Source organism: Stenotrophomonas indicatrix, assembly GCF_050573115.1.
GTDB classification, from domain to species: Bacteria; Pseudomonadota; Gammaproteobacteria; order Xanthomonadales; family Xanthomonadaceae; genus Stenotrophomonas; species Stenotrophomonas lactitubi_A.
The window spans coordinates 180,796-207,413 of the sequence record NZ_JBNYZT010000004.1 but is presented as its reverse complement, the minus strand read 5'-3'; the positions used below and the strand labels follow the sequence as shown (position 1 = coordinate 207,413).

The 26,618-nt window shown below is 67.3% G+C and carries 21 protein-coding genes; 9 read left to right on the top strand and 12 right to left on the bottom strand.

Translation table 11 applies throughout. The annotated features are described in order from the left end of the window. Positions 1-132: 132 nt before the first annotated feature. The 5 genes from ACQ5SA_RS11860 to ACQ5SA_RS11840 are packed head-to-tail and all read left to right on the top strand — an operon-like array spanning position 133 to position 7,021. Positions 133-1,476, top strand: a complete 1,344-nt coding sequence (locus ACQ5SA_RS11860; protein WP_499314338.1) for a polysaccharide lyase 6 family protein — start codon at positions 133-135, stop codon at positions 1,474-1,476. Then, complete coding sequence (locus ACQ5SA_RS11855) at positions 1,473-3,722, top strand: oligoalginate lyase (RefSeq protein ID WP_499314337.1); 2,250 nt, start codon at positions 1,473-1,475, stop codon at positions 3,720-3,722. The genes ACQ5SA_RS11860 and ACQ5SA_RS11855 overlap by 4 nt, the downstream gene beginning before the upstream one ends. Beyond that, on the top strand, positions 3,719-5,023 hold the full coding sequence (locus ACQ5SA_RS11850; protein ID WP_499314336.1) for an MFS transporter: 1,305 nt from the start codon (positions 3,719-3,721) through the stop codon (positions 5,021-5,023). Before ACQ5SA_RS11855 ends, ACQ5SA_RS11850 begins: the two co-directional genes overlap by 4 nt. Positions 5,024-5,069: 46 nt before the next feature. Continuing rightward, positions 5,070-5,822: an SDR family NAD(P)-dependent oxidoreductase gene (locus ACQ5SA_RS11845; RefSeq protein ID WP_499314335.1), complete on the top strand. Its 753-nt coding sequence runs from the start codon at positions 5,070-5,072 to the stop codon at positions 5,820-5,822. A gap of 14 nt (positions 5,823-5,836) precedes the next feature. Further along, positions 5,837-7,021 carry a GDSL-type esterase/lipase family protein gene (locus ACQ5SA_RS11840; RefSeq protein ID WP_499314334.1) on the top strand — a complete coding sequence of 395 codons (1,185 nt, stop codon included), beginning with the start codon at positions 5,837-5,839 and terminating at the stop codon, positions 7,019-7,021. Positions 7,022-7,054: 33 nt separating this feature from the next. Here ACQ5SA_RS11840 and ACQ5SA_RS11835 read toward each other — a convergent pair whose 3' ends face one another. From ACQ5SA_RS11835 to nudE, 5 genes are all read right to left on the bottom strand, one after another. After that, entirely contained in the window at positions 7,055-7,357 is a 303-nt protein-coding gene (locus ACQ5SA_RS11835) for an Mpo1-like protein (protein ID WP_499314333.1), read from the bottom strand. Positions 7,358-7,437: 80 nt separating this feature from the next. Continuing rightward, positions 7,438-7,764, bottom strand: a complete 327-nt coding sequence (locus ACQ5SA_RS11830; protein WP_251476619.1) for a YnfA family protein — start codon at positions 7,762-7,764, stop codon at positions 7,438-7,440. Further along, positions 7,761-8,597, bottom strand: coding sequence for a nucleoside triphosphate pyrophosphohydrolase (gene mazG, locus ACQ5SA_RS11825; RefSeq protein WP_499314332.1), 837 nt, complete (start codon positions 8,595-8,597; stop codon positions 7,761-7,763). Before mazG ends, ACQ5SA_RS11830 begins: the two co-directional genes overlap by 4 nt. Before the next feature lie 14 nt (positions 8,598-8,611). Beyond that, on the bottom strand, positions 8,612-9,415 hold the full coding sequence (cysQ, locus tag ACQ5SA_RS11820; RefSeq protein WP_499314331.1) for a 3'(2'),5'-bisphosphate nucleotidase CysQ: 804 nt from the start codon (positions 9,413-9,415) through the stop codon (positions 8,612-8,614). Beyond that, positions 9,412-9,975 (bottom strand): ADP compounds hydrolase NudE, encoded by a 564-nt coding sequence (gene nudE, locus ACQ5SA_RS11815; protein WP_265953449.1) that lies wholly within the window; start codon positions 9,973-9,975, stop codon positions 9,412-9,414. Before nudE ends, cysQ begins: the two co-directional genes overlap by 4 nt. Positions 9,976-10,052: 77 nt before the next feature. On the opposite strand from nudE, the gene bioA reads away from it, so the two are divergent. Then, entirely contained in the window at positions 10,053-11,444 is a 1,392-nt protein-coding gene (gene bioA / locus ACQ5SA_RS11810) for an adenosylmethionine--8-amino-7-oxononanoate transaminase (RefSeq protein WP_499314330.1), read from the top strand. Continuing rightward, the gene (locus ACQ5SA_RS11805; protein ID WP_117311105.1) at positions 11,435-12,172 is read left to right on the top strand and encodes a 16S rRNA (uracil(1498)-N(3))-methyltransferase; all 738 of its coding nucleotides are present in this window, start codon (positions 11,435-11,437) and stop codon (positions 12,170-12,172) included. Before bioA ends, ACQ5SA_RS11805 begins: the two co-directional genes overlap by 10 nt. A gap of 263 nt (positions 12,173-12,435) precedes the next feature. Here ACQ5SA_RS11805 and ACQ5SA_RS11800 read toward each other — a convergent pair whose 3' ends face one another. The 7 genes from ACQ5SA_RS11800 to pilG all read right to left on the bottom strand — a co-directional run bounded on the left by ACQ5SA_RS11800 (position 12,436) and on the right by pilG (position 24,377). After that, positions 12,436-12,900 (bottom strand): chemotaxis protein CheW, encoded by a 465-nt coding sequence (locus tag ACQ5SA_RS11800; RefSeq protein ID WP_230112827.1) that lies wholly within the window; start codon positions 12,898-12,900, stop codon positions 12,436-12,438. Further along, positions 12,897-14,228 carry a chemotaxis protein CheB gene (locus ACQ5SA_RS11795; protein ID WP_499314329.1) on the bottom strand — a complete coding sequence of 444 codons (1,332 nt, stop codon included), beginning with the start codon at positions 14,226-14,228 and terminating at the stop codon, positions 12,897-12,899. The genes ACQ5SA_RS11800 and ACQ5SA_RS11795 overlap by 4 nt, the downstream gene beginning before the upstream one ends. Beyond that, the gene (locus ACQ5SA_RS11790) at positions 14,215-20,886 is read right to left on the bottom strand and encodes an Hpt domain-containing protein (RefSeq protein WP_499314328.1); all 6,672 of its coding nucleotides are present in this window, start codon (positions 20,884-20,886) and stop codon (positions 14,215-14,217) included. The genes ACQ5SA_RS11795 and ACQ5SA_RS11790 overlap by 14 nt, the downstream gene beginning before the upstream one ends. A 100-nt stretch (positions 20,887-20,986) precedes the next feature. Further along, entirely contained in the window at positions 20,987-23,023 is a 2,037-nt protein-coding gene (locus tag ACQ5SA_RS11785; protein WP_230112830.1) for a methyl-accepting chemotaxis protein, read from the bottom strand. A gap of 41 nt (positions 23,024-23,064) precedes the next feature. Beyond that, positions 23,065-23,595 (bottom strand): chemotaxis protein CheW, encoded by a 531-nt coding sequence (locus ACQ5SA_RS11780; protein WP_025877750.1) that lies wholly within the window; start codon positions 23,593-23,595, stop codon positions 23,065-23,067. Further along, positions 23,595-23,957: a response regulator gene (locus ACQ5SA_RS11775; protein WP_025877749.1), complete on the bottom strand. Its 363-nt coding sequence runs from the start codon at positions 23,955-23,957 to the stop codon at positions 23,595-23,597. Before ACQ5SA_RS11775 ends, ACQ5SA_RS11780 begins: the two co-directional genes overlap by 1 nt. 18 nt (positions 23,958-23,975) lie before the next feature. After that, positions 23,976-24,377: a twitching motility response regulator PilG gene (gene pilG / locus ACQ5SA_RS11770; protein WP_005418455.1), complete on the bottom strand. Its 402-nt coding sequence runs from the start codon at positions 24,375-24,377 to the stop codon at positions 23,976-23,978. Between the two features lie 240 nt (positions 24,378-24,617). Between pilG and gshB the strand changes: the two genes are divergently transcribed. After that, entirely contained in the window at positions 24,618-25,565 is a 948-nt protein-coding gene (gene gshB, locus ACQ5SA_RS11765; RefSeq protein ID WP_165377885.1) for a glutathione synthase, read from the top strand. Then, on the top strand, positions 25,565-26,449 hold the full coding sequence (locus ACQ5SA_RS11760; protein ID WP_230112831.1) for an energy transducer TonB family protein: 885 nt from the start codon (positions 25,565-25,567) through the stop codon (positions 26,447-26,449). The genes gshB and ACQ5SA_RS11760 overlap by 1 nt, the downstream gene beginning before the upstream one ends. Positions 26,450-26,618: the final 169 nt, after the last annotated feature.

Below are 26,618 nucleotides of genomic sequence, written 5' to 3'. Positions count from 1 at the left end.
CTGAAACCACGGCATCGCCGTCTCTGGAAGGACTTCATGCGCACTCACTCGACTTCGCACCGCCTTTCTAAACCTACGCTTGGATATTGCCTGGCAATTGGACTGGCAACATGCCTGACCAGTTCACCAGCAATGGCTGCCAGCTGGCTCGTCCACGACGCCAGCGAGTTCGCCACCGCCGCTGCCGCCCTGCAGCCCGGCGATGAGATCGTGCTGGCCGATGGCACCTGGACCGACGCGCGCCTTCTGCTGAAGGGCCAGGGCACGGCCGCCGCGCCGATCGTGCTGCGCGCGCAGACGCCGGGCAAGGTGATCCTCAGCGGGGCATCGGACCTGCGCCTGGCCGGCAGCTACCTGCAGGTCTCCAACCTGGTGTTCCGCAACGGCTACACCCCGGGTGACGCGGTGGTGGCCTTCCGCGAGTCGAGCAAGGCGGTAGCCAGCCACAGCCGCGTCACCGGCTTGGTCATCGACGACTACAGCAACCCCGATGGCAGCGACCAGGACTACTGGGTGTCGCTGTACGGCAGCAACAACCGCGTCGACCACAGCCAGCTGCGTGGCAAGACCAATGCCGGCCCGACGGTGGTGGTGGTGCGCGATGCCACCCAGGGCCTGGACAACCAGCACCGCATCGACCACAACTGGTTCGGCCCGCGGCCGGCGCTGGGCGTCAATGGCGGCGAAACGATCCGCGTCGGCACCAGCGACACCTCGCTGAGCGATTCCAACAGCACTGTCGAGAACAACTGGTTCGAGGGCTGCGATGGCGAGACCGAGATCGTTTCCAACAAGTCCGGCGGCAACACCTTCCGCGGCAACGTGTTCTATCGTTCGGCCGGCGCGCTGACCCTGCGTCATGGCAACGGCAACCGGGTGATCGACAACCTCTTCCTCGGCGACGACAAGGCCGGCACCGGCGGCGTGCGCATCATCAATGCCGACCAGACCGTCAGCAACAACTACTTCGAACGGCTCGCCGGCTCCAGCAACCGTTCGGCGCTGGCGGTGATGGATGCACAGGCCAATCCGCCGTTGTCCGGCTATGCGCCGGTGGTCAACGCCACCATCAGCCGCAACACGTTTGTCGACGTGGCGAAGATCAGCTTCGGCGTGGGCCATGACCAAGCCAAGGGGATCGTGGTTGCCGCCAGCAACAGCCACTTCAGCGGCAACCTGATCGTCAACCGCACCAGCAAGAACCCACCGAATGCGGCCAGCTCGCTGGCGGGCATCGCCTTCAGCAACAACGTGCAGTCGCCGCAGGCCAGCAGCATATTCCCGGGCGGGGTGAGCAGCGCCAGCATCGCCCTGCAGCAGGCCGCCAGCGGCCTGTGGGTTCCGGCAACGCCCCTGCCCGCCATTGGCGCCGATCCGGCGCTGGCAATGACCCCGCGCGAACAGACGGGGGTGGACTGGTATCCCAAGGTGGGCGAGGTTGCCCTGTCACGCACCAGCACCGGAGTTGATCGATGAGGTTGCAGCCGCTGTCCCTGTGTTCCCACCGCCTGGCGCTCGCCCTGGCCCTGGCCGCTCCTTTCGCCCTGATGCCGACGGCACCGCTGCACGCGGCACCTGCCGCGGCTGCGCGACAAGGCGATACCGCGCCGGTACTGGTGACCTCTGCACAGTGGCAGCAGATGGCCAGCGAGGGCAGCCGCTATCCGTGGTTCGCCAAGGAGCAGGCGCGTACGCAGAAATCGCTGCAGAAGATGATGAAGGCCGGCATCGACGTACCGGTGCCGAAGGACAAGGGCGGCGGTCGCACCCATGAGCAGCACAAGCGCAACTACCAGGCCCTGCTGGCCGCCGGCACCCTGTACCGGCTGACCGGCGACAAGGCCTATGTCACCTATTCGCGCGACATGCTGCTGCAGTACGCCAAGCTCTACCCGACCCTCGGCCCGCATCCGGAAGGACGCGGGCAGATTCCCGGCCGGGTGTTCTGGCAGGTGCTCAACGATTCGGTCTGGCTGGTCAATGCCATCCAGGGCTATGACGCGATCCGCGATGCCCTGTCGCCGCAGGATCGGCAGACCATCGAATCGCAGGTGTTCCGGCCGATGGCCGAGTTCCTGGCGAGCGAGCCGAAGAACTACGACCAGATCCACAACCACGCCACCTGGGCGGTGGCCGCCACCGGCATGACCGGCTACGTGCTGCGCGATCCGGAACTGGTGGAGAAATCGCTGCGCGGCAGCCGCAAGGATGACCAGTTCGGTTTCCTGCGGCAGATCGACCTGCTGTTCTCGCCCGATGGTTATTACGAGGAAGGCCCCTACTACCAGCGCTATGCGCTGGCGCCGTTCCTGCTGTTCGCCAACGCGATCGAACGCAACGAGCCGCAGCGGAAGATCTTCGCGCGCCGCGACGGCGTGCTGCTGAAGGCGGTGGACGTGCTGGTGCAGACCAGCTACGACGGCCTGTTCTTCCCGATCAACGATGCGATCCTGGACAAGGGTATCGACACCGAAGAGCTGGTGGCGGGCATCGGCATCGCCTATGCGCAGGCCGGCGATGATCGTCTGCTGTCGGTCGCGCAGCAGCAGAAACGCCTGCTGCTGTCACCGGAAGGCCTGCAGGTGGCGCAGGCATTGGCGGCCAACAAGGCCAAACCGTTCGACTACCGGCCGATGCTGCTGCGCGATGGCCCGGACGGTGAACGCGGCGGTCTGGCAATCCTGCGCATGGGCGGCGAACGCGGCCAGGCGTTGGTGCAGAAGGACACCATGCAGGGCATGGGCCACGGTCACTTCGACAAGCTCAACTGGTTGTTCTACGACAACGGCAGTGCCGTGGTGACCGACTACGGTGCGGCGCGCTTCCTCAACGTGGAAGCCAAGCGAGGCGGCATCTACCTGGCCGAGAACCGCAGCTGGGCCAAGCAGACCGTGGCCCACAACACCCTGGTGGTGAACGAGCAGAGCCACTTCAAGGGCGACTGGAAGCGCGGTGAGGAGCATGCGCCAACGGTGCGCTTCTTCCAGGCCGACGCGGATACGCAGATCGCTTCGGCGACGATGCGCGACGCCTACCCGGGCGTGGTATTCACCCGCACCCAGGCACTGCTGCGTCACCCCGAACTGGGCCTTCCAGTGGTGCTGGACCTGCTGCAGGTGCACGGCGACAAGGCCGCGCGTTACGACCTGCCGCTGCACTTCAACGGCCACATCGTCACCACCGGTTTCGAAGCCGAGCATTTCCCCACCCAGCGCCCGGTGCTCGGCAGCGACAACGGCTACCAGCACCTGTGGCTGGACGCGCGTAGCAAGGCCGGCAGTGAACCGCGCACGCTGGCGTGGCTGCTCGATGGACGCTTCTACACCTACCGCTTCGGCAGCAGCGCGTCATCGCAGGCGCTGCTGGTGGAAAGCGGCGCCAACGATCCCGAATTCAACCTGCGCCGCGAACCGGCGCTGCTGCAGCGTGTGGAGGGACAGAAGGACGTGACCTTCTTCAGCGTGCTGGAGCCGCATGGCGAGTACAACGGCACCGCCGAGTACGTGCACGGCGCCGACAGCCGCATCAAGGAGATCGTCCGCACGCGTGGCAATGATGCCGAGGTGCTTGAACTGCGCCTGGCCAGCGGTGCACGCATCGCACTCGGTGTGGCCGACGACAGCAAGGCGAAGGGCGAACACAGCGTGACCGTGGACGGCCATGCCTACCGCTGGAGCGGCAGCCATGCGCGCATGGACCGCAGCAAGGGTGACGCGCGATGAACGGCCCCTCGGCCGTGGCCACGCTGCGCAGGGTGCCGGTGCGTTCGGCCGTGCGCTGGCTGATCGTCGGCCTGATCGCGGTGGCTACGGTAATCAACTACATCGATCGCAATGCGCTAGCGGTGATGTGGCCGGAGATCGCCAAGGAGGTCGGCGCGACCAAGGACGACTACGCGCTGCTGGTCACGGTGTTCATGCTGTTCTACGCCGCTGGCCAGTTCCTGTTCGGGCGCCTGTTCGACATGATCGGGACGCGGCTCGGGTTCGCGTTGTCGATCAGCGTGTGGTCGATCTCGATCGCGCTGCATTCGGTCACCCATTCCATGCTGTCCTTCAGCGTGGTGCGGGCGATGCTGGGCATCAGCGAAGCCGGTGCCTGGCCCGGCGCGGTGAAAGCCAACGCCGAATGGTTCCCCGCGCGTGAACGCGCCCTCGCACAGGGCATCTTCAACGCAGGTGCGTCCATCGGCGCCATCGTTTCGGCGCCGGCCATCGCCGGCCTGTACCTGTGGCTGGGCTGGCGCGGCACCTTCGTGCTGGTCGGTGCGCTTGGCTTCCTGTGGCTGCTGCCGTGGCTCTTCGTCTATCGCGCCGGCCCCGACAAGCACCCGTGGGTGAGTGACGCCGAGCGACGCCTGATCATGGAAGACCAGACCGGCCAGCAGCGCGCGGATGCGCCCAAGGTCAGCGTGCGTTCGCTGCTGGCCCACCGGCAGAGCTGGGGCATGCTCGCCTGCCGTTTCCTGCTGGACCCGATCTGGTGGCTGTTCGTATCGTGGCTGCCAATCTATCTGGCCGAGACCTTCGGATTCGACATCAAGCAGATCGGCCTGTTCGCCTGGGTGCCCTTCGTCGGCGCCATGCTGGGCAGCCTCAGCGGCGGCTGGCTGTCGGGGCGGATGATCAATGCCGGTCATAGCGTGGACCGCGCGCGCAAGCTTTCGATTTCGCTGGGCTGCGTGATCATGGCACCGGCCCTGCTCGGCGCGGTACTGGCCAACCAGCCGCTGTTTGCGGTGCTGGCAATCGCTGCGGTGCTGTTCGGTTTCCAGATCGCCATCGGCAACATCCAGACCCTGCCCGGCGATCTGTTCGACGGCCGCTCGGTCGGCACGCTGGCCGGTCTCGGCGGCCTGGCCGCTGTGGCCGGGACGTTGATCACCACCTGGCTGGTGCCGGTGCTGACCCGCCATTCCTACGCACCGATTTTCATCCTCGTCGCCGCACTGGTGCCGCTGTCGCTGGTGGCGCTGTGGTGGTGGACCGGACCGATCCACAAGCTCGACCGCAACGACGGTTGAGCCCCCCCTTCCCTCATATTCCCCCGCAAACCAAGGAGTTTCCCGCATGTCGTTCCAGGACAAGGTGGCCATCGTCACCGGTGGTGGCCGTGATATCGGCCGTGCCGTCTCGATCAAGCTGGCTGCGGCCGGTGCACGCGTCTGCCTCAATTACGCCAACGACGAAGCCAGCGCACAGGAAACGCTGGCGCTGATCAAGGCGGCCGGTGGCCAGGCCATCGCTCACCGCGCCGACGTCACCGATCCGGCCGCGGTGGCCGGTCTGGTCGCAGCAACCCAGGCGGCATTCGGCCAGCGCATCGATGTGCTGGTGAACGTGGCCGGCGGCATGGTCGAGCGTCGTCCGCTGGCCGACATCGATCCGGCGTTCTTCCACAAAGTCATCGACCTCAACCTGACCTCCACCTACCTGACCACCCACGCGGTGGTGCCGCACATGGGCGAAGGCGCAGCGATCGTGAACTTCGCCTCGCAGGCCGGTCGCGATGGCGGTGGCCCTGGCGCGGCGATCTACGCCACAGCGAAGGCCGGCGTGATGACCTTCACCCGGGCCATGGCCAAGGAGCTGGGGCCGAAGGGCATCCGCGTGAATGCGCTGTGCTGCGGCATGATCGCCACGCGCTTCCATGACGAATTCACCAAGCCGGAAGTGCGCACGGCGGTGGCCGGCGCCACGCCGCTGCGTCGCCAGGGCCAGCCGGACGAAGCGGCTGATGCGGCGGTGTACCTGGCGTCGGACGCAGCAGCGTTCGTCACCGGCACCAATCTGGACGTCAACGGCGGCACCTACTTCTCCTGACCGGACCGAAGCCCATGCAGCGCTGGATCACCCTGCTTTCCCTGGCCATCGGCAGCGCCGTGGCCGCCCCCGTGGCACTGGCCGCACCGGTCTGGGTCACCGCCTGGACTGCCTCGCCCGCGCCTGACCGCAAGGATGGCAGCGCCGATGCGCCGGTACAGTTCGCCGCGCAGACCGTGCGCCAGGACATGCGCCTGGGCAGCAAGGGCGATGCGCTGCGTCTGCGCATCAGCAACGAGCTGGGCACCACGCCGCTGCATGTGGAAGACGTGCGGGTGCGCCTGAAGGATGGCAAGGCGGCAGCGTTGCCGGTCACCGTCGATGGACGCGCGTCCATCGACGTACCGGTGGGTGCAGCGCTGCTGAGTGATGCGCTGCCGCTGCAGGTCGCCGCCCTGCAGGAGATCAGCGTGACCGCGTACTTTCCGCAGCCCACCCGCCCTGCGGTGCGCCGCACCGTGGTGCGTTTGGCCGACGGCAAGCAGGATGCGGTGGCCGACAGCGTGCGCGTGGGTTACCAGCAGAATGTGTTCTCGGCCGTGCTGGTACAGCGCGCGGATCGTCCGCAGGTGATCGTGGCACTGGGTGATTCCATCACCGAAGGCGCGACCGCCTCGCGTGGCTCGTTCAACCAATGGCCCGAGCGGCTCGGCCAGCGCCTGCAGCAGGCCTGTCCGGACCGCTTCGTGGTGCTCAACCAAGGCATCAGCGGCAACAAGCTGCTGGACCATGGCCGCAGCCACAGCGCGCTGTCACGGCTGGATCGCGACGTGATCGCGGTGGCTGACGCCGACCAGGTGATCCTGTTCGAAGGCATCAATGACATCCGCCACGGTGGCGGTGCACAGCCCCTGCCGGGACGCAGCGCGGCAGACATGCTGCTGGGCTACCGCCAAGTGGCGGCCCGGCTGCATGCGCATGGCATCCGCGCCCATCTCGGCACACTGACGCCCTTCGGCGATTCGGAGCGCTACGAACCGGTATCGGCCGCCACCCGCACCGCAATCAACCAGTGGGCGCGAGGCCAGGACACCGGCTTCGATGGCGTCGTGGATTTCGATGCGGCGCTGCGTGATCCGAAACAGCCGGAATCACTGCCGGCGAACATCACTCGCGATCATCTGCACCCGAACGACGAGGGCTACCGGCGCATGGCGGATTCGATCAACCTGGCGATGTTGGGCTGCACCGCGCCTTGAGTCGTACGTCGCAGGACAGTTCCCCCGGCCTCGTCACCACTTCACCCTGCCCCGCAGGATGTCGACAAACATCACCCAGTCACCGATGAATGAATACAGCGGATGGCGGAATGTTGCGGGGCGGTTCTTCTCGAAGAAGACGTGGCCGACCCAGGCAAAGCCGTAGCCGCAGGCCAGTGCAGCCAACAACAGCAGCGGCTGCGCGCGCAGCACGGCGCTGGCGACCAGCAGCAGCACACCGCAGCTGCCGATGAAGTGCAGCCGACGCGACACCGTGTTGCGGTGCTCGCTGAGATAGAACGGGTAGAACTCGCGGAAGCTGGCGAAGCGGGACATGCGCATGCTCCGTTCGTTGAGGGTGGTGCCGGGCCATGCCAACAGCAGTCGAGCACGGCTCGACTCTACACCCCTGCGGCTTACCCCGGCTGTCGCGGCCCGAACATGATCACCGCCATGCCGGCAAGGCAGAGTGCAGCACCCAGCAGGTCCCAGCGGCTGGGACGGATACCGTCGACCAGCCACAACCAGAACAGCGCCGTGCCGATGTACACGCCACCATAAGCGGCATAGACGCGGCCGCTGGCGGTCGGGTGCAGGGTCAGCAGCCAGGCAAACAACGCCAGGCTGGCCGCCGCCGGCAGCAGCAGCCAGATGCTGCCGCCCTTGCGCAGCCACAGCCACGGCAGGTAACAGCCGACGATCTCTGCCAGTGCGGTCAGCAGGAACAGACCCAGCGTTTTCACGCTTTTTCCGCGGCCTTGGCGTGCTGCCAGAGCGCTTCCTGCGCATCCAGATCGAGTGCAGCCAGCGAATCGCCTTGTGCCTCGGCCTGCGCCTCCATCGACCGGAAGCGACGTTCGAACTTGTGGTTGGCCCCACGCAGCGCCGCGCCCAGATCGATGTCCGCATGCCGCGCCAGGTTGGCGCAGACGAACAGCAGGTCACCCAGCTCTTCCTGCAGGCGCGCCTTGTTGCCGGCGATGTCGCCGCGCTCGAATTCCTCGCGCAGTTCCTGCAGTTCCTCGGCCGCCTTGTCCAGCACCGGCAGCGGGCCGGGCCAATCGAAACCGACCTTGGCCGCGCGCGACTGCAGCTTCACCGCCCGCTGCCATTCCGGCAGGCCCCGCGAGATGCCCGCAAGCGCTGAGGTGTCTTGCTCGCCCTTGGCAGCGCGCTCGGCGCGCTTGATCGCGTCCCAGTTGCGCATCACACCATCGGCATCGTCGACGCTGACATCGGCGAAGACATGCGGATGGCGCCGCTGCATCTTGTCGCTGATCGCGCGCGCGACCTCGGCAAAGGCAAACGCCCCCTGCTCTTCGGCCATGTGTGCATGGAACACCACCTGCAGCAGCAGGTCGCCCAGTTCATCGCAGAGGTCGTCAAGATCGCCCCGATCGATCGCATCGGCCACTTCATAGGCTTCTTCGATCGTATAGGGGGCGATGCTGGCGAAGTTCTGTTCCAGGTCCCAGGGACAACCGCCCTGTGGGTCGCGCAGGCGCGCCATGATGGCCAGCAGGCGCTCCAGCTCCGCGCTGGCAGTGCCGGTGGCAGGGGTGTCGTGCGTGCTCATGCGTTTCTCCAGGATCAATCGGACAACCAGTCCCGCCACGGCAGGCTGGTATCGCCCAGCGCCATGAACTCACCGTTCAACAGCGTCGGCCGGCGGTTGTAGCGGAATGGCTTGCCGGTGCCGACCGAGAGCACCGCACCACCGGCTGCGTGCAGCACGCACTGGCCGGCAGCGGTATCCCATTCGGAGGTCGGGCCGAGCCGCGGATAGACGTCCAGTCCGCCTTCGGCGATCCGGCAGAATTTCAGCGAAGACCCCTGCACCACAGTCTCGATGTCCCCCATCCGGGCCAGCAACGCATTCGTCTCGGCTGTACGATGCGAACGGCTGGCGGCGACCCGCAGGGGCGCAGTCGCGGGTGTACGGGTACGCAGCACGGTGTCATGTACGCCCTGCCGGCGATACGCCAGCTCGCCCCGCATTGCGTGCCAGACAATGCCGGTGACCGGCGACTGGACCACGCCGAAGGCCGGGGCGCCCTGGTAGATCAGCGCAATGTTGACGCTGAATTCGCCATTGCGCTTGACGAAATCACGGGTGCCATCAAGCGGGTCGACCAGCCAGTACGCGCCCCAGTGCTGACGCTGCTCCCACGGCACCAGCGGCGACTCCTCCGACAGGATCGGCAGGTCCGGGGTCAGCTGCCGCAGCCCCTGCTGGATCACCCGGTCGGCGGCGAGGTCGGCAGCGGTGACCGGGCTGTCGTCGTCCTTGAGTATCACGTCGAAACCGTTGCTGTAGACCTGCATGATGGCCTGCCCGGCTTCCTGGGCGATGGCGATGGCGGTCTCGCGCAGTTCCGTGGTCAGCTTGATCATCGTGCTCCCTGCAGCCACTGGCGGGCAATGAACAGTGCTGCCAGCGAACGCCCTTCGGAAAAGTCCTCACGCAGCATCAGCTGGTCCAGATCGGCCAGCTTCCACGGCACCACTTCCAGCTCCTCCGGCTCGTCGCCCGCCAGCTTCTCCGGGTACAGATCGCGCGCGACCACCAACCAGGACTGATGGCTCATGTAGGTCGGCGCCAGGGTCATCGCGCGCAGCACGTCGACCCGCCGCGCGCCGTAGCCGGCCTCTTCCTTCAGTTCACGGTCGGCGGCCTGCTCCGGCGTTTCGCCGGCATCGATCCGGCCCTTGACCAGGCCAAGCTCGTAGCGGTGCATGCCGGCCGCGTATTCACGCACCAGCAGCACGGTTTCATCATCGAGCATCGGCACCACCACCACCGCGCCATGGCCACGGCTGACCAGGCGCTCGAAGCGGCGGCGTTCGCCATTGGAGAACTCCAGGTCCAGGTGCTGGCGCTGGAAGGGCCCGTTCTCCTCGTCGGTGATCCGATGGATGATCGGCAGAGGACGCCTGGCGCGGTCATCGTTCATGCGGAATCTCCGTGGCAACCGGCGCATGCGCCGAGGCCGATAGAATGTGCAGGCAGCAACATGTTCATGAGCCCGAAATGCTAGCAGACCCAACCCCATCTCCGCTGGTCGAGCACTGGCGGCAACGCGACCTCCAGGTGCTGTGGCACCCGTGCACGCAGATGCGCGAGCATCCGGACACGTTGCCGCTGGTGCCGATCGCCCGCGGCGAAGGCGCCTGGCTGATCGATCACGACGGCAACCGCTACCTGGATGCCGTCAGCAGCTGGTGGACCAACCTGTTCGGCCATGCCGAGCCGCGCATCGGCGGTGCCATCGCCGCCCAGGCCAGGCAGCTGGAACAGGTGATGCTGGCCGGCTTCGGCCACGAGCCCGCGATCACCCTGGCTGAGCGCCTGCTGGCCCTGGCGCCGCGCCAGCCCGGCCGGGCGCCGCTGGCCAAGGTGTTCTACGCCGACAACGGCTCGGCCGGCGTCGAAGTGGCGCTGAAGATGGCCTTCCAGTATTTCCAGAACCGTGGCGAGACCCGGCGCACGCGCTTCGTCTCACTGGAGAACGGCTACCACGGCGAGACGCTGGGCGCCCTCGCACTGGCCGACATCCCGCTGTATCGCCGGGTCTATGCGCCGCTGCTGGCCGAAGGTCTGTTCGCGCCCTCGCCCGATGCCTACCTGGCCGAGCCCGGGCAGAGCGCAGCCGACCGCGCACGCCAGGCCGCCGATGGCCTGGCCACGCTGTTCGACCAGCACCCGGGCGAGATATGCGCGGTGATCCTGGAGCCGCGACTGCAGTGCGCCGGTGGCATGCGCATGCACGATCCGGCCTATCTGCAGCGCGTGCGTGAACTGTGCGACGCCCATGGCGCCTTCCTGATCGCCGACGAGATCGCCACCGGCTTCGGCCGCACCGGCACGATGTTCGCCTGCGAGCAGGCCGGCGTGATGCCCGATCTGCTGTGCCTGTCCAAGGGCCTGACCGGCGGCTTCCTGCCCTTGGCTGCGGTGCTGGCCACGCAGGCGCTGTACGACGCATTCCTTGATGATTCGCGTGAACGTGCCTTCCTGCACTCGCACAGCTACACCGGCAACCCGCTGGCCTGCGCGGCCGCACTGGCCACGCTGGACATCTTCCGCGACGACGATGTGATCACGCGCAACCGCGGCATCGCCTCGGTGATGGGCACCCTGGCTGCGCCGTTTGCCGACCATCCACACGTGGCCGATGTGCGCCAGGCCGGGATGGTGGTGGCCTTCGAACTGACCCGCAACGGCGACAAGCGCACGCCCTTCGATCCGGCGCTGAAGCTGGGGCTGCATGCCTACAAGGCGGCGCTGAAGCGTGGCGTGGTGCTGCGCCCGCTGGGCAACGTGCTGTACTGGATGCCACCGTACTGCGTGGACGACGAACAACTGGAGCTGCTGGCGCATACCACGCTGGCCGCCATCGACGAGGCAATTGCATGCGCGTGACCCGCTGCCCCATCGACCTGGCGCTGCACAGCGGCCAGACCGTGACCCTGCCGGAAGAGACGGCCAACCACTTGGTGCGGGTGATGCGCCTGCGCGAGGGCGACACCTGCGTGCTGTTCAACGGCGATGGCCACGACTACACCGCGACGCTGACGCTGGCCGGCAAGCGCGAGGTACAGGTGCGCATCGACGCGGTGCAGCCGATCGCCAACGAATCGCCGCTGACCATCACCCTGCTGCAGGGCATCGCACGCGGCGAGAAGATGGACCTGATCCTGCAGAAGGCCACCGAACTGGGGGTGAGCGCCATCGTGCCGGTGAACGCGGAACGTACCGAGGTGAAGCTGGATGCAGCACGCGCGGAGAAACGCGTTGCGCACTGGAACAACGTGGTGCAGTCGGCCTGCGGGCAGTCCGGCCGTGCGCGCATTCCGCAGGTAGGGGCGCCGCAGTCGCTGGCACAGGCCAGCGCGGCACTGCCAGCCGATACGTTGCGGTTGACCCTGGATCCGCTGGGAGCGCACCGGTTGTCGACGCTGCAGGCAGCGCCGGCCGGGGGCGTGGTGATCGCCATCGGCCCGGAGGGTGGCTGGTCGCCGCGTGACCGTGAGCAGCTGGCGGCCGCAGGCTTCCAGGGTCTGCAGTTGGGCCCACGCATCCTGCGCACGGAAACCGCAGGCCTGGCCGCGATCGCGGCATTGCAGGCACGGCTTGGCGATCTGGGGTAAGCACAGGACCGCGTGACCACTGCGTTGGCCGGGCATCGCCCGGTGCCAACGCGTCCGCCTCACAACCTGGTAGTGCCGGCCGCTGGCCGGCAACCTCTTGATCCCATGGCTGCAGGCCAGCGGCCGGTACTACCGTTCGGTATTCATGCCGTCACGGCTGCGCTATCTGGGATAGGGCCTCACCCTGTGGTAGTGCCGGCCGCTGGCCGGCAACCTCTTCATCCCGTGGCTGCCGGCCAGCGGCCGGCACTACCGTTCGGTGTTCACGCCGTCAGCGAATCCAGCGCGGCTTCCAGCGCGTCGAGGTTCGGCAACAGCGCGCTCTGTTCACCCAGCAGCACGCGCATGTGCACGATGTCGGGCAGGGTTTCCTCGGACGCGTCGGCCAGCAGGCCGTCGCGCGGTACCGAAATCAGCTGCGGGAAGCTCTGCGTCAGCAGTGCGTAGTACGGGCGCTGCGCATTGCCGTTGAGGGTCTTGAGCACCACCACCTTGTTGTGGCCGGCCACCGTCTCTTCGCCCAAGCCGGAGAGCCGTGCGAACGACACCAGGGGCACCTGCCAGCCGTGCCAGCCGATCTCACCCACCAGCCAGCGCGGAGCGCCGGCTACCGCCTCTACCGGCACCCGCGACATCATCTCGGCCACGGTTGCATTGGGCAGCAGTACCCGTTCGGCACCGGCCGAGATCAGGACGCCACGGATCTCATCATTGCTGGCGTAGCTCATTCGGCATCTCCGTCGTCATCCAGGCCCCAGCGCGCGGCAATCACCTGCGCCAGTTCCTGTGGTTCACCGGCCACCATGCCGGCGGCGACCACGGCCGTCGCCGCAGCCGGGTCGTAGCAGCCTTCGCCCACCTGCCCGGCCACCCAGGCGCCGGCGGCGGCGAGGTCCAACGCCGGGCCCACATGAGCCAGGTCAGCACCACTGAGCAGCACCAGCGCGCTGTGCTCGGCCGACAACGCGGCAATCGAGATGCCCTGCGCTTCGCTCTGGAAATACAGGCCATCGGCAGCAGCGTGCACCCCGATGTCATCGGCCAGCACGTGCACTTCGCCCGCGGTGGCGCGCTGGCCGGCTTCGGCCAACTGCACCGGCAGCGGCGATACGCGCGCCATCTGCTTGACCAGATTGCCGTAGCGGCCGCCATCCAGGCGCATGTGCACCAGCACCGGCACGGCCAGCCCGCTGGGCAGTGCCGCGAGCAGGCGGCGCAAGGCATCGGGACCGCCGATACCGGCCAGTACCAGCAGCGCACCGGCGCGGCTGCCTGCGGGTGCGGCGGCGTCCAGATCGACCAGTGAAAGATGCTCGGTGTCGAATGCAGGTTCCGGCGCGGCGACCGGAGCAGCAACACGCGGCTCCGCTGGCGCGTCACTGGCCTCGTCGACCAGCGACCAGGCCGTGTGATCGGTGAACGCCGCCGGTAGAGCTGCCGGCACCGGTGGCGGTGCAGGCGCTGCATCAACGGGCGTCGCCGCCTCCGGCAGCACCGGCTGCAGTGCCGCCAGTGCGTGCTCCAGCGCGATCGGTTCATGCAGATGTGCTGGCGGCGAATAGAGGCCATCCGCCGGAACGTCGTCGGCCCACGAACGGGCCTGCTCCAGGTGCGGCTGCAGCGCGGTTTCCTTCGGCACTGGAGGTGTCGACGGCCGGCCCGGCTCAAGCTGCAATGTCGGTTCGTCTTCGGCGCCGGGCGGCAGCACCTGCTGATGGCCGTGCAATTTGGCGGCCAGGTGACGGCCCCAGCGCTGCGCTTCCCAGCCGTCGCGACGCGCGGCCAGTTCAGCCTCGTCGAACACAAGCGTCAATCCGGGCGCCGACAGCGCCGGTTCCAGGCGCTCCAGCGCATCTTCAATCGCCGCTTCCAGCGCGATCACCACGAACTGCGGACGCGCATCACGCAGCGCCACGGGTTCCAGCGTCATGGGATCGTCTTCCAGCACGATCTGCACATCGGCATGGGCCAACGCCTCGCGCAGGCGCTCACGCGCCGCACCCGGGCGGGCCAGCAGGGCTACGGCCGGAACCGGATCGAGGTCACTCACGGACACGGGCAATCCCCAGCAAGTCGTACACGTTGCGCATCAGGTCCAGCTCCTGGTACGGCTTGCCCAGGTAGCGCTGCACACCGATTTCGAAGGCGCGCTGGCGGTGTTTGTCGCCGCTGCGCGAGGTGATCATCACGATCGGCACGTCCTTGTAGCGCGGATCGGCACGCATGGCGGTAGCCAGCTCGTAGCCGTCCATCCGCGGCATTTCGATGTCCAACAGCATCAGGTCCGGCACGCGCTCTTCCAGCTGCTCCAGGGCTTCGACACCATCGCGGGCGACGCTCACCTCGAAGTTGTGACGCTCCAGGATGCGGCCGGTGACCTTGCGCATGGTCAGCGAATCGTCCACCACCATCACCAAGGGCACCTGCCGTTCCTGGCGCGGCGCGTTGATAAGCACCGGCGCGGTCGGATTGGCCAGGAAGCGACGCACCAGCGGGGCCACGTCCAGGATCACCACCACCCGGCCATCGCCGGTGATGGTGGCACCATAGATGCCCGGTACCGAGGCGATCTGCAGGCCCACAGGCTTGACCACGACTTCGCGGTTGCCCAGCACCTGATCGATCGCGACGGCGGCACGCAGGTCGCCAGCGCGGACCAGCAGCAGCGGCACCTGGGCCTGGCCGTCGGCGCGCGCCGGGGCTTGGCCGACCAGACTGCCGAGGTCGTACAGCGGATAGTCTTCGCCGCCGTAGCGGTAGCTGCTGTCGGCCGCTTCGAAGCGTTCGTGCGACAGCCGACCGATACCACTGACCGAGGCCACAGGCACCGCGAAGGTGGTTTCGCCGATCTGCACGAACACCGCCTGGGTGACCGCCAGCGTCTGCGGCAGGCGCAGGGTGAAGCGCACGCCCTGGCCACGCACCGACTGGATGTCGACCGAGCCACCGAGCTGGCGCACTTCGTTGCCGACCACGTCCATGCCGACGCCACGGCCCGCCAGCTGGCTGACCTGGTCGGCGGTGGAGAAGCCCGAAGCGAAGATCAGGTTGTCCAGCTCCTGCTCGCTCGGCTGCGCATCGGCAGGCAACAGGCCGCGTTCGATGGCGCGACGGCGGATCGCCTCACGATCCAGGCCAGCGCCATCATCGGCGACGTCGAGCACGATTTCCGAGCCTTCGCGGTGCAGGCGGATGGCGATTTCGCCCTCTTCCGGCTTGCCCGCGGCACGACGCTGTTCGGGCGCTTCCAGACCATGGGCAACCGAGTTGCGCAGCATGTGCTCCAGCGGCGCGACCATGCGATCAAGCACGTTGCGGTCGAGTTCGCCGTGGGTACCTTCCAGGGTCAGGTGGACCTGCTTGCCGGTGTCCATGCCGGCCTGGCGGACCACCCGGCGCAGACGCGGCACCAGGCCGTCGAACGGCACCATGCGCGCGCGCATCAGGCCATCCTGCAGTTCCGAACTGACACGTGACTGCTGCTGCAGGAGTGAATCGTACTGGCGCGACAGATCATCCAGCACGCCCTGCAGGCCACCCAGATCGGCGGCGGACTCGTTCAGCGCGCGGCTGAGCTGCTGCAGGGTGGAGAAGCGGTCCAGTTCCAGCGGATCGAACTTCTGGTCGGCCTGGTCCTGCTCGCGCTGGTAGCGGGCAACGATCTGCGCTTCGGTTTCCAGGTCCAGGCGACGCAGCTGGTCGCGCAGACGCGCGTTGGTGCGTTCCAGCTCGCCCATCGCGCCGCGGAAGGCACCGAGCTGCTGTTCCAGGCGCGAACGGTAGATCGCCACTTCACCGGCGTGGTTGACCAGGCGGTCGAGCAGGTCGGCGCGCACACGCACCTGTTCCTGCTGCGGACGAGCCAGCGGGTCTTCTTCGGTAGAACCTTCCACCGGCAACGGCGCAGACAACGGGGCGTCGACCACGGCCACGGCCGGAGCCGCCTGCGGGGTCTGCTCTGCCAGGGCCGCAGCAGCGGCTGCAGCTGCGCTGGCAGCGGCGATGTCGGTCGTGGTCCGTGCTTCAAAGGCATCGAGCAGATCCTGTGCCGGCTCGACAACGCGGTGTTCGCCAGTGCGGGTCAGCAGCTGGTGCAGACGATCGAAACCGCGCTCCAGCAGCTGCACATCACGGCGTTCGATCTCGGTGCGTCCGCCAGCCACAGCCTCCAGCAACGATTCGATGCTGTGGCCGAGATCGCCGATGGCGTTGATGCCCGCCATGCGCGCGCCGCCCTTCAGCGTATGCAGATCGCGCTGCAGGCCGGCCAGCGCTTCGCGGTCCTGTGGCGCTTCGCGCAGTTCGCTGATCAGCCCATCGCAATGATCCAGCAGGTCCTTGCCTTCCTCGACGAAGATGTCGACCAGCTCGCGGTCATAGACGCTGAAGTCGAGCAGGTCGGCGCTGTCTTCGGACTCGGTCTCAGACTCGGATTCGGTCTGGGCCTCGAGCACAGCCGTATCCACCGGCACCAACGCATCGGCGCTGTCGGCAGCGACAGGTTCGGCGTCGATCGCCGCAGCCTCCATCGCGACCGGCACCACGATCATGCCGCTGTCCGCCACGGCAGGCTGTCCCGGAGCATCCTCCAGTTCGAAGAAACGCGAGGGCGAAACGGCGTCCTGCGCCGAATCCGTAGTCTCGACGTCTTCCACCGTCGCCGGGGACGGCTGGTCAGTGCTCTCTCCTTCACCGACCGCCGCCTCCCCGCCGACGTCCGCATCCTCGGCAAAGGCTTCCGCCTCGCCAGGCGCGAGTTCGCTGGCCTGCAGGCCGAGCACGGGCCATTGCCCGTCTTCGTCCTGGCCCTGCTCCTCGTCGATCACGTGCAGGCCGGCCTCGAGCGCGGCTTCCAGCGTGACCGGGTCTGCGAAGCCCGGCACAGCCATTTCATCCTGCAGGCTGGACAGCCCGCTGTCGAGCGGCACTGCAGCAGCGTCGTCATCCACCGCCGTTTCAGGTGTTAACGGCAGCGGCGTATTCAGGTCGTTTGCGACATCCAGATCGCGGTCGTCAACCGGCAGCGCGCTGGCATCCAGATACGGCGACAGATCATCCACCGCAGTCAGCGCGGTGTCTTCCAGCACGGTTTCTTCCGATGCCGGCACTGCCGGCACTGCCGGCCCGGCTTCGATCTCCGCGCCGACGAGGGAGGAAGCAGCGAACTCCGACGTCGATTCCGGCGCCGGCACGTCCGGCATCGACGGCCACCCTGCATCGAAGTAACGCGACAGATCATCGCTGCCCGTCAATTCAGCCGACTCCAGACCTGCATCGCTCAGCGAATGCTCGCTGACCTGCGGTGCGTCCAGAGCGTCGGTATCGGCGCTATCGGTGTCACGTACGGTTTCCGGCTCGATCTCAAGCCCATGTGGCGACTCGACCACGTCGGCATCGGCATCGGCATCGGCGACCAGCGAAAGCAGCTGATCGTCTTCGTCTTCATCCTCGACATCCAGCCCGGCCATCGGCCAGCGTGCTTCCGGCAGTTCGCCGGCCAGCGCCTGCAGGCGCTGCGCCAGTTCAGCCTGCGGCGCAATCCGCGGCTGTTCGGCCTGCAGCGCGTCCATGGTCGCGTTGATCGCCTGCGCGGTCTCGTCCAGTGCCGCCACGGCGTCATCACCCGGCACCACTTCGGCAGCCAGGGCGCGCTTGATGTACGACTCGGCGCCGCCCGTAACAGCCGTGATTTCCGGCACTTCGGTCATCGCGAAGGCACCGTTCATGGTGTGCACCGCACGCAGCAACGCGTCGCTGACCGGCTGCGGTGCCTGCTGCGCCGAGCGCAGCCAGCCCTGCAGGGTGGCCTGGTGCAGTTCCACCTCGGCCTCCAGGATCTCGCGCAGCACGCTGTCGATGTTGGCCGGAGTTCCTGCCACTTCGACAGCGCTCTCTGCCGGGACATCGACAACCGGCTCGGTGCCGCCCAGCGGCTCGACAGCATCGGCCGCTGCCACCACCGTCGGCGCCGCAGCGCCCGGCAGCGCAACGTAGAACGTCTCTTCGCCTGCAGCCACGCGATCGGCGATGGCCTGCATCGCCTGCAGGTCGACGCTGACCCGCTGGCCATCGCGCAGTGCCGCGTTCAACTGCGGCAGTGCCGTATAAGCGTGATCGACCATCGCCAGCACCGCCGGCGTGGGGGCACGGGTGCCATCGAGCACGCGATTGAGCATGCCCTCGATCTTCCACGCGAACTCACCCAGGGTACGTGCGCCAACCAGGCGACCACTGCCCTTCAGTGTGTGGAAAATGCGCCGGATCGGTCGCAGCCGATCCATGTTGTCCGGCTGCATGCGCCATGCCGGCAGCAGCGTGCCGAGATTGCCCAGCTCGTCGTCGAACTCTTCCAGGAACACCTCGCGGATGTCCTGGTCGATGTTCTCGGCATCGTCGTCGAACCCCGCATCGAACCCGATCTCGGCCACGGTCGGCGGCACGTTTCCGGGCAGCTCGACGGCGGCCGGCATGGCCTGGGGATTGAAGCCGGCGGCGGCGGCATTCAGCTCTGCGAAGAACTGCGCATCGGCCTCGCTGAAGTCGATCGGCGCAATGGTGTCCACATCGACCACAGTCACGGTCGGCACAGCCGCCAATGCCGGCAGGTCTTCGGACGCGGGCAGATCAGCGGTAGGCGTGACGTAAGCCTCAGGCTCGGTCTCGCCGGTGGCGTCGGCGACCTCGGCGACAACCAGGCCATCGTCAAGCTGCGGGGACGCAACAACATCGACAATTTCCAGCGTCGCAGGCGACTGCGGTTCGTCGTCCAACGACAGCGTTTCCATCGCCTCCAGCGACAGCACGTCATCGGCGTTGTCCAGCAGGCTGCTGTCGAAACGGAACACGACATCGTCGTTCAGCGGCTGGCCGTCCTGCTCGGCGGCGACCGGATCGAATGCCGGCGAATTGACCGCATCCAGCGGCGCAGCAAACGATGCCTCGTCCAACGACGTCGCCAGGAGGGCGTCATCGTTGCCGTCCACGGCGGCTACCTGCGTATCGGCCTGTTCCAACACCGGCATTTCGGACAGCGTCCAGGCAGCGGTGTTGGACTGTTCGGCGGACACTGGATCGAAGCTGACCGGGTCGAAGCTGTCGAATGTCGGCGCACGTTCGTCGTCGGCTTCCGCAGCCGCATCAGCCGACGCGTCGAATCCACCCAGTTCCCACTGCGGCACTTCCGGCGCGGGTGCGGTGGAGGCGGCAAACAACAGTGGTGCCGGGGTGTCGCGCGGTTCAGCAGGGACGGCCGGCGTGCCCAGCGATCCGAACATCAGGCCGTTGTCGGCGGCCGGGGCCTCCGGCAGTGGATCGAAGGTGAAATCGGGCAGCGAGGCCGGCACGTCGCCCGGAACCGGCGCGGCGGTCTGCACGATGGCGTCCAGCGGTTCGACCTGCAGCGGCGCGGCCAACACGGCCACGGCTTCGCGTACAACCGGCTGCACAGGTTCGGCAACGACCACGCCGCGCTCGGGCAGCGGCCAGTAGCGCAGGGCTTCCAGGCTGCTGCGGGTGATGTCGAGAATGTCCTCGCGACCCGGACGGCGGTCACGCAGGGCTTCCAGGTAGTACTCCAGGCTGGCCATGGCGTCGGCCAGGGTGTCCAGCTGGCGCCCACTGGGCACGCGCTGGCGGCCGATCAGTTCGGCTTCGATGTACTGCTGCACGCCGCGCAGGTAGTCGGCGGCGGTGCCCAGGTCGAGCATGCGCAGTGCGCCGGAGACATCGCCGAGCAGGCGCGGCACATCCTGCAGCTCCGCATGGTTCCAGCTGGTTTCAATGAAAGCGACAAAATGCTCGCGGGCGGCGGCGAAATTGGCAATCGCCTCGTGTGCCAGCACTTCCACCGTGCGCCGGTTCTCCACCGCGCTCGGATCATCCTGGCCACTGCCACTGGCACCCAGGTGTGCGACCTGGTCGTCCAGCGACGCGTCGACATAAAGCAGCGCACCGGCGATATCCAGCAGCATGTCTTCGTCGATCTGCTGGCGGCCTTCGACAACCCCACGCAGCGCGTCGCGCTGCTGCACGACCACGCCGCGCGCGGCGCCCAGGCCGAGCATGCCCAGCGTATCGGCCACCGAGCCCAGCTTGGTCACCTGCTCCTGCAGCTGCTGCGGCGCGCCGTCGGTACGCAGGTGCAGGTCCAGCGCGTCCTTGACCTGCAGCAGTTCTTCCTTGACCGCGTTGCCAACGGTGTCCAGCAGCTCGCGGTTGCGGCCGCTGAGGCTGCCACGTGCGTGGTCAAGTTCCGCTTCGGTGGCAGTGACCGAATCGGGCGCGAACGCGAACAGCACGCTGTCGTTGATCAGCGCTTCGCCACGGGCGGCGCGGATCTCGTTGAGCAGGGGCTGCAGCACGATCGGAATGTCACGGTGCCCGTTCTGCAGGCGCTCCAGGTAATCAGGCAGCAGCACGCTGCCACGCATCAGGGTGGCGCAGGCCTCATCGCGCTCGGCCACCTCGCCCTTGCCGACAGCAATGGCGAGCTGTTCCAGCTCTTCGGCCACCATTGCCGGCGCATACAGTTCAACCATGCGCAGCGTGCCCTGCACCTGGTGCAGGTAGCCGGCGCAGATGCGCATGCGGCTGCTGTCGCCCGGGTCTTCGGCGAAGTACTCGACCTCGTTGCGCACCAGGCGCAGGGTCTCGTCCAGCTCGGGCTTGACCCAGCCCAATGCCGCGTGGCTCATCGCATCGCGCAGGCTGCTCATGGATGCGCTCCGGTCGCCGCCGCGCGACGGTCGCGCGGATCCTGGCGTGGGAAATGGAAATGCTTCATCGACTGGTTCCTTGCTCGCCGCCCTGCCCGCGTCACGCCGGCAGCTTGAAGTCGGCGACCGAACGACGCAGGTCGGCCGCCAGCTGCGCGAGGTGGCCGATCGACTCGGCGGTCTGCCCGGCACCCTGCGAGGTCTGGCCGGTGATCTGGCGGATCACGCCCATCGTGCGGGTGATGTCCGACGCCGCCGACGACTGTTGCTGGGCGGCGATGGAGATGTTCTTGATGAGGGTGTTGAGTGCGTTGGACACGCGCTCGATCTCGGTCAGTGCGGTACCAGCGTCTTCGGCCAGGCGTGCACCCGACACCACTTCGGCGGTGGTCTGCTCCATCGAGGTGACCGCTTCGTTGGTATCGGCCTGAATGGCCTGCACCAGGTTCTCGATGCGTCGGGTCGCACCGGAGGTGCGCTCTGCCAGTCGCTGCACTTCGTCGGCCACGACCGCGAAACCACGACCGGCCTCACCGGCCGAAGCAGCCTGTACGGCCGCATTCAATGCCAGGATGTTGGTCTGCTCGGAAATGTCGTTGATCAGTTCCACGATCGAGCCGATCTCCTGCGAGGACTCGCCCAGGCGCTTGATGCGCTTGGAGGTTTCCTGGATCTGGTCGCGGATCTGGTCCATGCCCTGGATGGTCTCGCGGACCACGCCGGCACCCTCGGCGGCGATTACCACCGAACGCTGTGCCACGTCGGCCGACTCGGCCGAGTTGCGCGATACCTGCTCGATGCTGGCGGCGATTTCGCCGATCCGGTCCGACGCCGAGGTGATCTGGTTGGCCTGGTGGCCGGCCGCTTCGGCCAGCTGCATCGCCGTTGCCTGCGTTTCCTGGGTCGACAGCGCGACCTTGGCCGAGGTGTCGTTGATGGTGGTCACCAGGTGGCGCAGTTCATCCACCGCGTAGTTGATGGCGTCTGCGATCGCGCCGGTCATGTCCTCGGTCACCGAGGCTTTCACCGTCAGGTCGCCCTCACCGAGCGAGGAGATTTCATCCAGCAGCCGCATGATCGCCTGCTGGTTGCGGCTGTTGAACTCCACCTGGGTCTGGTAACGCAGTTCCTGCTCGCGCGAGCGGCTGCGCACGTTGGTGGAGACGAAGCCGATGATCGCGATCAGCGACAGCGCACCGGACACCACGCCGATCCAGAAATTCGGGAACAGGCGGGTGTCGGACACCGAGCCGAACGAGGAGAACGCTTCGAACAGCTTGCGGCTGTCGGTCAGCATCTTCGCCGACCCCTGGCCCAGCGTGGCGGCAGCGGACTGCGCGGCAAACAGCTGACGCGAGCTGGCCAGGATCGCGTCGGCGTCCTGCTTCATCGCCTCCCACTTCTGCTGCGACTGCTCCAGCGCAGCCACGGCGGCAGCGCCGCGCACGGCGGTGATGCCCAGATCCTCGTTGCCAGTGCGCAGCGCATCGAGCACCTGCGAGAACACGGTGATATCGCGGGCCAGCGCGTCACCGGCAGCGGCTGCGGCCGTGCCGCCGGCGCGGATTTCAGTAACGCGACGCGCCATCGAACCGGCGACCACCACCTGCTGCAGGGCACTGTAGACCTGCGAGGACGGGGCGCCAGAGGCGGACATCGCACGCACCAGTTCGTTCAACTGGGCCTGCAGGCCCGGCACCGCGCCGGAGAAGTTGTTGGCGTTGCCGGCCAGCGCCAACACCGCCGGTTCACTGGCGACCAGCTGGCCTGCCTGCTTGCCCAGCGGCGTCCAGGTGTCGGCCAGGGTCGAGATCGCCCGCGACACGCCGGGCTCGTTGCCGTAGCGCCCCTGCAGGGTCGACACGTTCTGCTCGATTGCGTTGCGGGTGGCCTTGAAGGCGGTGAAGGCCTGCGCGTTGCCGCCGACCGCGTCACGGCCCTGGTTGGCCAGCTGCTGCGACAGCACCTGCAGGTCCGCCGCCTTGGAACCGGCATCGGCCAGGCGGCTGCCCTGCCAGGTGGACACACCCGTGTTCACGCCGAACAGGATCATCGACAGCGCCAACAGCGCCAGCCAGAGGTTGCTGCCGCCCAGCCGCAGCTTGCCGGACTTGGTGGCATCCGAAGCAGTACTCATCGTTCAACCTCGATTTTCAATGCAGGGGGCTATGCCCGGCCTCAGGCCGCGGCTTGCCGGAATTCAGGGGTGCGCGACAGCAGCGAGAGCGAGAACACGCCCCAGTCGTTGCCATCGGCATGAAAAGCGCGATCGACGAAGTGCCCGTAGCGTCCTTCGGCCAGAGAACCAGCCTCGATCTGCTGGGTCAGCTCGAAACTGCGCTGGCCGAACAGTTCGTCGATGGTCAGGGCGACGTCGCCACCGGCCTGGCGCATGATCAGCACGCGCTGGCCTTCCTGCTGGACGGTGCGCGCACCTTCCAGGAAGTACTTCAGGTCGACCACCGGAAACAGGTTGCCGCGCAGGTTGCCCACGCCCAGCAGCCATGGCTGCGCGCAGGGCACCGGGGTCACCGGCGGCATCGGCACGATCTCCACCACTTCGCGGAAATCGGACACCAGCCGGCGCTGGCCGACACGGAAACCGACGCCACGCCACAGGTCCTGGGCGAACTGTCGCCCAGGCAGCTGCACCGCGTGGGCCAGACTGCGCCGTTCGTAGGCTTCAAGAATGTCGAAGGGCGAGCGCATCAGGCCACCAGCTCGTTGATCCGCGCGATGAGTTCTTCCTCGCGCGGCGGCTTCACGATGTAGTCAGCGGCACCCTGGCGCAGCCCCCAGGCCTTGTCGGTTTCCATCGCCTTGGTGCTGACGATGATGACCGGGATGTGCTTGATCGCTGCGTCGCGGGCCATCGCCCGGGTCGCCTGGAAACCGCTCATGCCCGGCAGCACCACGTCCATCAGGACGAGCTGCGGCACTTGGTCGCGGACCAGTTGCAGGCCATCTTCGGCGTTGTCCGCTTCCAGCACCTCATGGCCGGCACGGCGCAGCCATTGGGTGAACACCGCGCGGTCGGTCGGTGAATCCTCGATCAGGACGATACGAGCCATTGTGCCTTTCCCCCCTGGTCAGGCGTTGACGTATGTGCGGATGGCACCCAGCAGTTCTTCGCGCGTGAATGGCTTGGTCAGGTACTGCTCCGAGCCGACGATGCGCCCCCGCGCCTTGTCGAACAGACCATCCTTGGATGACAGCATGATCACCGGGGTCGCCTTGAACAGCTGGTTGCCCTTGATCAGTGCGCAGGTCTGATAGCCATCCAGACGCGGCATCATGATGTCGACGAAGATGATCTGCGGCTGCTGGTCGGCGATCTTGGCCAGGGCCTCGAAACCGTCCGTCGCGGTCACTACTTCGCAGCCTTCGCGCTTCAGCAGCGTTTCCGCAGTCCTGCGGATGGTCTTCGAGTCATCGATGACCATCACCCGGAGTCCTGCGAGCTCCCCGCCCGCAGTCGTGTTTTCAGTCATTGCCATTCCCCAAGCGCACGGCCCAATCTTTGGCGGGAGCCGCTGCGAAAGCGTATCTATATCGCACTTCCCGCGCCCGCTTCAAGGGCGGTCCGTGGCGCGGGGCGTGGCGCCGGGCTGAACGTGACCGGATTGGCAATCACTGCGCAGCCCGGCAAGGGACGCTGCGTTGCACATTGCCGGGGAGGCGCACAGCCGGCGTTGCCGCTACCATCAACGCCTTGCCTGACAGGTGCGCCCATGCCGTTGAACGTCATCGTGGTGATGGATCCCATCGCCCACATCAAGATCGCCAAGGACACCACGTTCGCCATGCTGCTGGAAGCCCAGCGCCGCGGCCATGCCCTGCACTATGTGCGCCCGGGCGGGCTGGCGCTGGAAGGCGGGGTGGCCGTGGCCTGGACCGCCCCCTTGCAGGTGCGCGACGACCCGTCCGGCTGGTACGAGCTGGGCGCATTCAGCCGGACTGAGTTCGGCCCCGGCCAGATCGTGCTGATGCGCAAGGACCCGCCGGTCGATGCGGAGTACGTCTACGACACCCAGGTGCTGGATGTCGCTGCCGCCGCCGGCGCCTGCGTGGTCAACAACCCGCAGGGCCTGCGCGACTACAACGAGAAGCTGGCCGCGCTGCTGTTCCCGCAGTGCTGCCCGCCGACCCTGGTCAGCCGCGATGCCAAGGCGCTGAAGGCCTTCGCGCTGGAACACGGCCAGGCCGTGCTGAAGCCGCTGGATGGCATGGGCGGCCGATCGATCTTCCGCAGCGGCCAGGGCGACCCCAACCTGAACGTGATCCTGGAAACGCTGACCGACGGCGGCCGCAAGCTGGCCCTGGCGCAGAAGTTCATTCCCGACATCACCGCTGGCGACAAGCGCATCCTGCTGGTCGATGGCGAGCCGGTCGACTACTGCCTGGCGCGCATTCCGCAGGGCGATGAGTTCCGCGGCAACCTGGCTGCCGGTGGCCGCGGCGAAGGCCGTCCACTGAGCGAACGCGACCGCTGGATCGCCGCCCAGGTCGGCCCGGAGATGAAGCGTCGTGGCATGCGTTTCGTCGGCCTGGACGTCATCGGTGACTTCCTGACCGAGGTCAACGTGACCAGCCCGACCTGCGTGCGAGAACTGGACGCACAGTACGGCCTGAACATCGCCGGCACCCTGTTCGACGCGATCGAGGCCGATCTGCACTGATGGATGCCGCACCTGCCGTCCTCGCCCCGCCGCCGCGCGAAGCGCAGCGGCTGAGCGCCACCATCGCGCTGTCGGTGCTGGTGCACGCCCTGCTGATCCTCGGGGTCGGCTTTGCCGTGAAAGGCGATGCGCCGCTGGTGCCGACCCTGGAAGTGATCTTCAGCCAGACGCGCACCGCGCTGACCCCGAAGCAGGCGGACTTCCTGGCCGCCGCCAGCCAGGAGGGCGGCGGCGAGCATGATCGTGCGCAGCGTCCTCGCGACAACCAGGCCGGCATCGTGCCGCAGGCCCAGTCCGGCATCAGCCCGGTACCGCAGCAGCAACAGTCGGCAGCACCGGTGCCGCCACCGCAGGCGCGGGTGGTCAGCAGCCGCAATGGCGAGGACACGGTGGCCCTGGCGCAGTCGCGCCCTACCCCGTTGCAGCCCACGCCGGATGCACCACTGACCGCACGCGAACAACGCGATGCCGAGATGGCGCGGCTGGCGGCGGAAGTACACCTGCGTTCGGCGCAGTACGCCAAGCGCCCGAACCGGAAATTCGTTTCGGCCAGTACGCGCGAATACGCCTACGCCAATTACCTTCGCGCGTGGGTGGACCGCGCAGAGCAGGTCGGCAACCTGAACTACCCCGACGAAGCGCGGCAGCGCCGGCTGGGTGGGCAGGTGGTGATCAGCGTGGGGGTGCGCCGCGATGGCAGCGTGGAAAGCAGCCGCATCCTGCGCTCCAGCGGCACGCCACTGCTGGATGAGGCGGCGCTGCGGGTGATCCAGCTGGCGCAGCCGTTCCCGCCGTTGCCCAACAGCGATGATCAGATCGACATCCTGCAGGTCACGCGCACGTGGGTATTCCTGCCGGGTGGCGAACTGCGCGACGACCGGTAAGGGTTTCTGCCCGGGCCTGCGGCCCGGGACCCGCTGGAAGCAACGGCAACTGCAACGGCAAGATCAAGAGCGGCGGTCAGTGTACTGAAGCTTGGCGGGGCGGTGTCGGGCGGCGGGGACGCCGCAAGTACATCCCTGTAGGCTTAGCCGCGGCATCCATGCCGCGGAT

What these genes read in the sequence shown, in the direction of transcription:
- bioA (WP_499314330.1), top strand. Translation starts at nt 10,053, where the DNA reads ATGCTAGCAGACCCAACCCCATCTCCGCTGGTCGAGCACTGGCGGCAA.
- ACQ5SA_RS11775 (WP_025877749.1), bottom strand. Translation starts at nt 23,957, where the DNA reads ATGGCTCGTATCGTCCTGATCGAGGATTCACCGACCGACCGCGCGGTG.
- ACQ5SA_RS11835 (WP_499314333.1), bottom strand. Translation starts at nt 7,357, where the DNA reads ATGTCCCGCTTCGCCAGCTTCCGCGAGTTCTACCCGTTCTATCTCAGC.
- pilG (WP_005418455.1), bottom strand. Translation starts at nt 24,377, where the DNA reads ATGACTGAAAACACGACTGCGGGCGGGGAGCTCGCAGGACTCCGGGTG.
- mazG (WP_499314332.1), bottom strand. Translation starts at nt 8,597, where the DNA reads ATGAGCACGCACGACACCCCTGCCACCGGCACTGCCAGCGCGGAGCTG.
- ACQ5SA_RS11855 (WP_499314337.1), top strand. Translation starts at nt 1,473, where the DNA reads ATGAGGTTGCAGCCGCTGTCCCTGTGTTCCCACCGCCTGGCGCTCGCC.
- ACQ5SA_RS11800 (WP_230112827.1), bottom strand. Translation starts at nt 12,900, where the DNA reads ATGAGCTACGCCAGCAATGATGAGATCCGTGGCGTCCTGATCTCGGCC.
- gshB (WP_165377885.1), top strand. Translation starts at nt 24,618, where the DNA reads ATGCCGTTGAACGTCATCGTGGTGATGGATCCCATCGCCCACATCAAG.
- ACQ5SA_RS11790 (WP_499314328.1), bottom strand. Translation starts at nt 20,886, where the DNA reads ATGAGCAGCCTGCGCGATGCGATGAGCCACGCGGCATTGGGCTGGGTC.
- ACQ5SA_RS11860 (WP_499314338.1), top strand. Translation starts at nt 133, where the DNA reads ATGGCTGCCAGCTGGCTCGTCCACGACGCCAGCGAGTTCGCCACCGCC.
- ACQ5SA_RS11805 (WP_117311105.1), top strand. Translation starts at nt 11,435, where the DNA reads ATGCGCGTGACCCGCTGCCCCATCGACCTGGCGCTGCACAGCGGCCAG.
- ACQ5SA_RS11780 (WP_025877750.1), bottom strand. Translation starts at nt 23,595, where the DNA reads ATGCGCTCGCCCTTCGACATTCTTGAAGCCTACGAACGGCGCAGTCTG.
- ACQ5SA_RS11785 (WP_230112830.1), bottom strand. Translation starts at nt 23,023, where the DNA reads ATGAGTACTGCTTCGGATGCCACCAAGTCCGGCAAGCTGCGGCTGGGC.
- ACQ5SA_RS11845 (WP_499314335.1), top strand. Translation starts at nt 5,070, where the DNA reads ATGTCGTTCCAGGACAAGGTGGCCATCGTCACCGGTGGTGGCCGTGAT.
- nudE (WP_265953449.1), bottom strand. Translation starts at nt 9,975, where the DNA reads ATGAACGATGACCGCGCCAGGCGTCCTCTGCCGATCATCCATCGGATC.
- ACQ5SA_RS11850 (WP_499314336.1), top strand. Translation starts at nt 3,719, where the DNA reads ATGAACGGCCCCTCGGCCGTGGCCACGCTGCGCAGGGTGCCGGTGCGT.
- cysQ (WP_499314331.1), bottom strand. Translation starts at nt 9,415, where the DNA reads ATGATCAAGCTGACCACGGAACTGCGCGAGACCGCCATCGCCATCGCC.
- ACQ5SA_RS11840 (WP_499314334.1), top strand. Translation starts at nt 5,837, where the DNA reads ATGCAGCGCTGGATCACCCTGCTTTCCCTGGCCATCGGCAGCGCCGTG.
- ACQ5SA_RS11760 (WP_230112831.1), top strand. Translation starts at nt 25,565, where the DNA reads ATGGATGCCGCACCTGCCGTCCTCGCCCCGCCGCCGCGCGAAGCGCAG.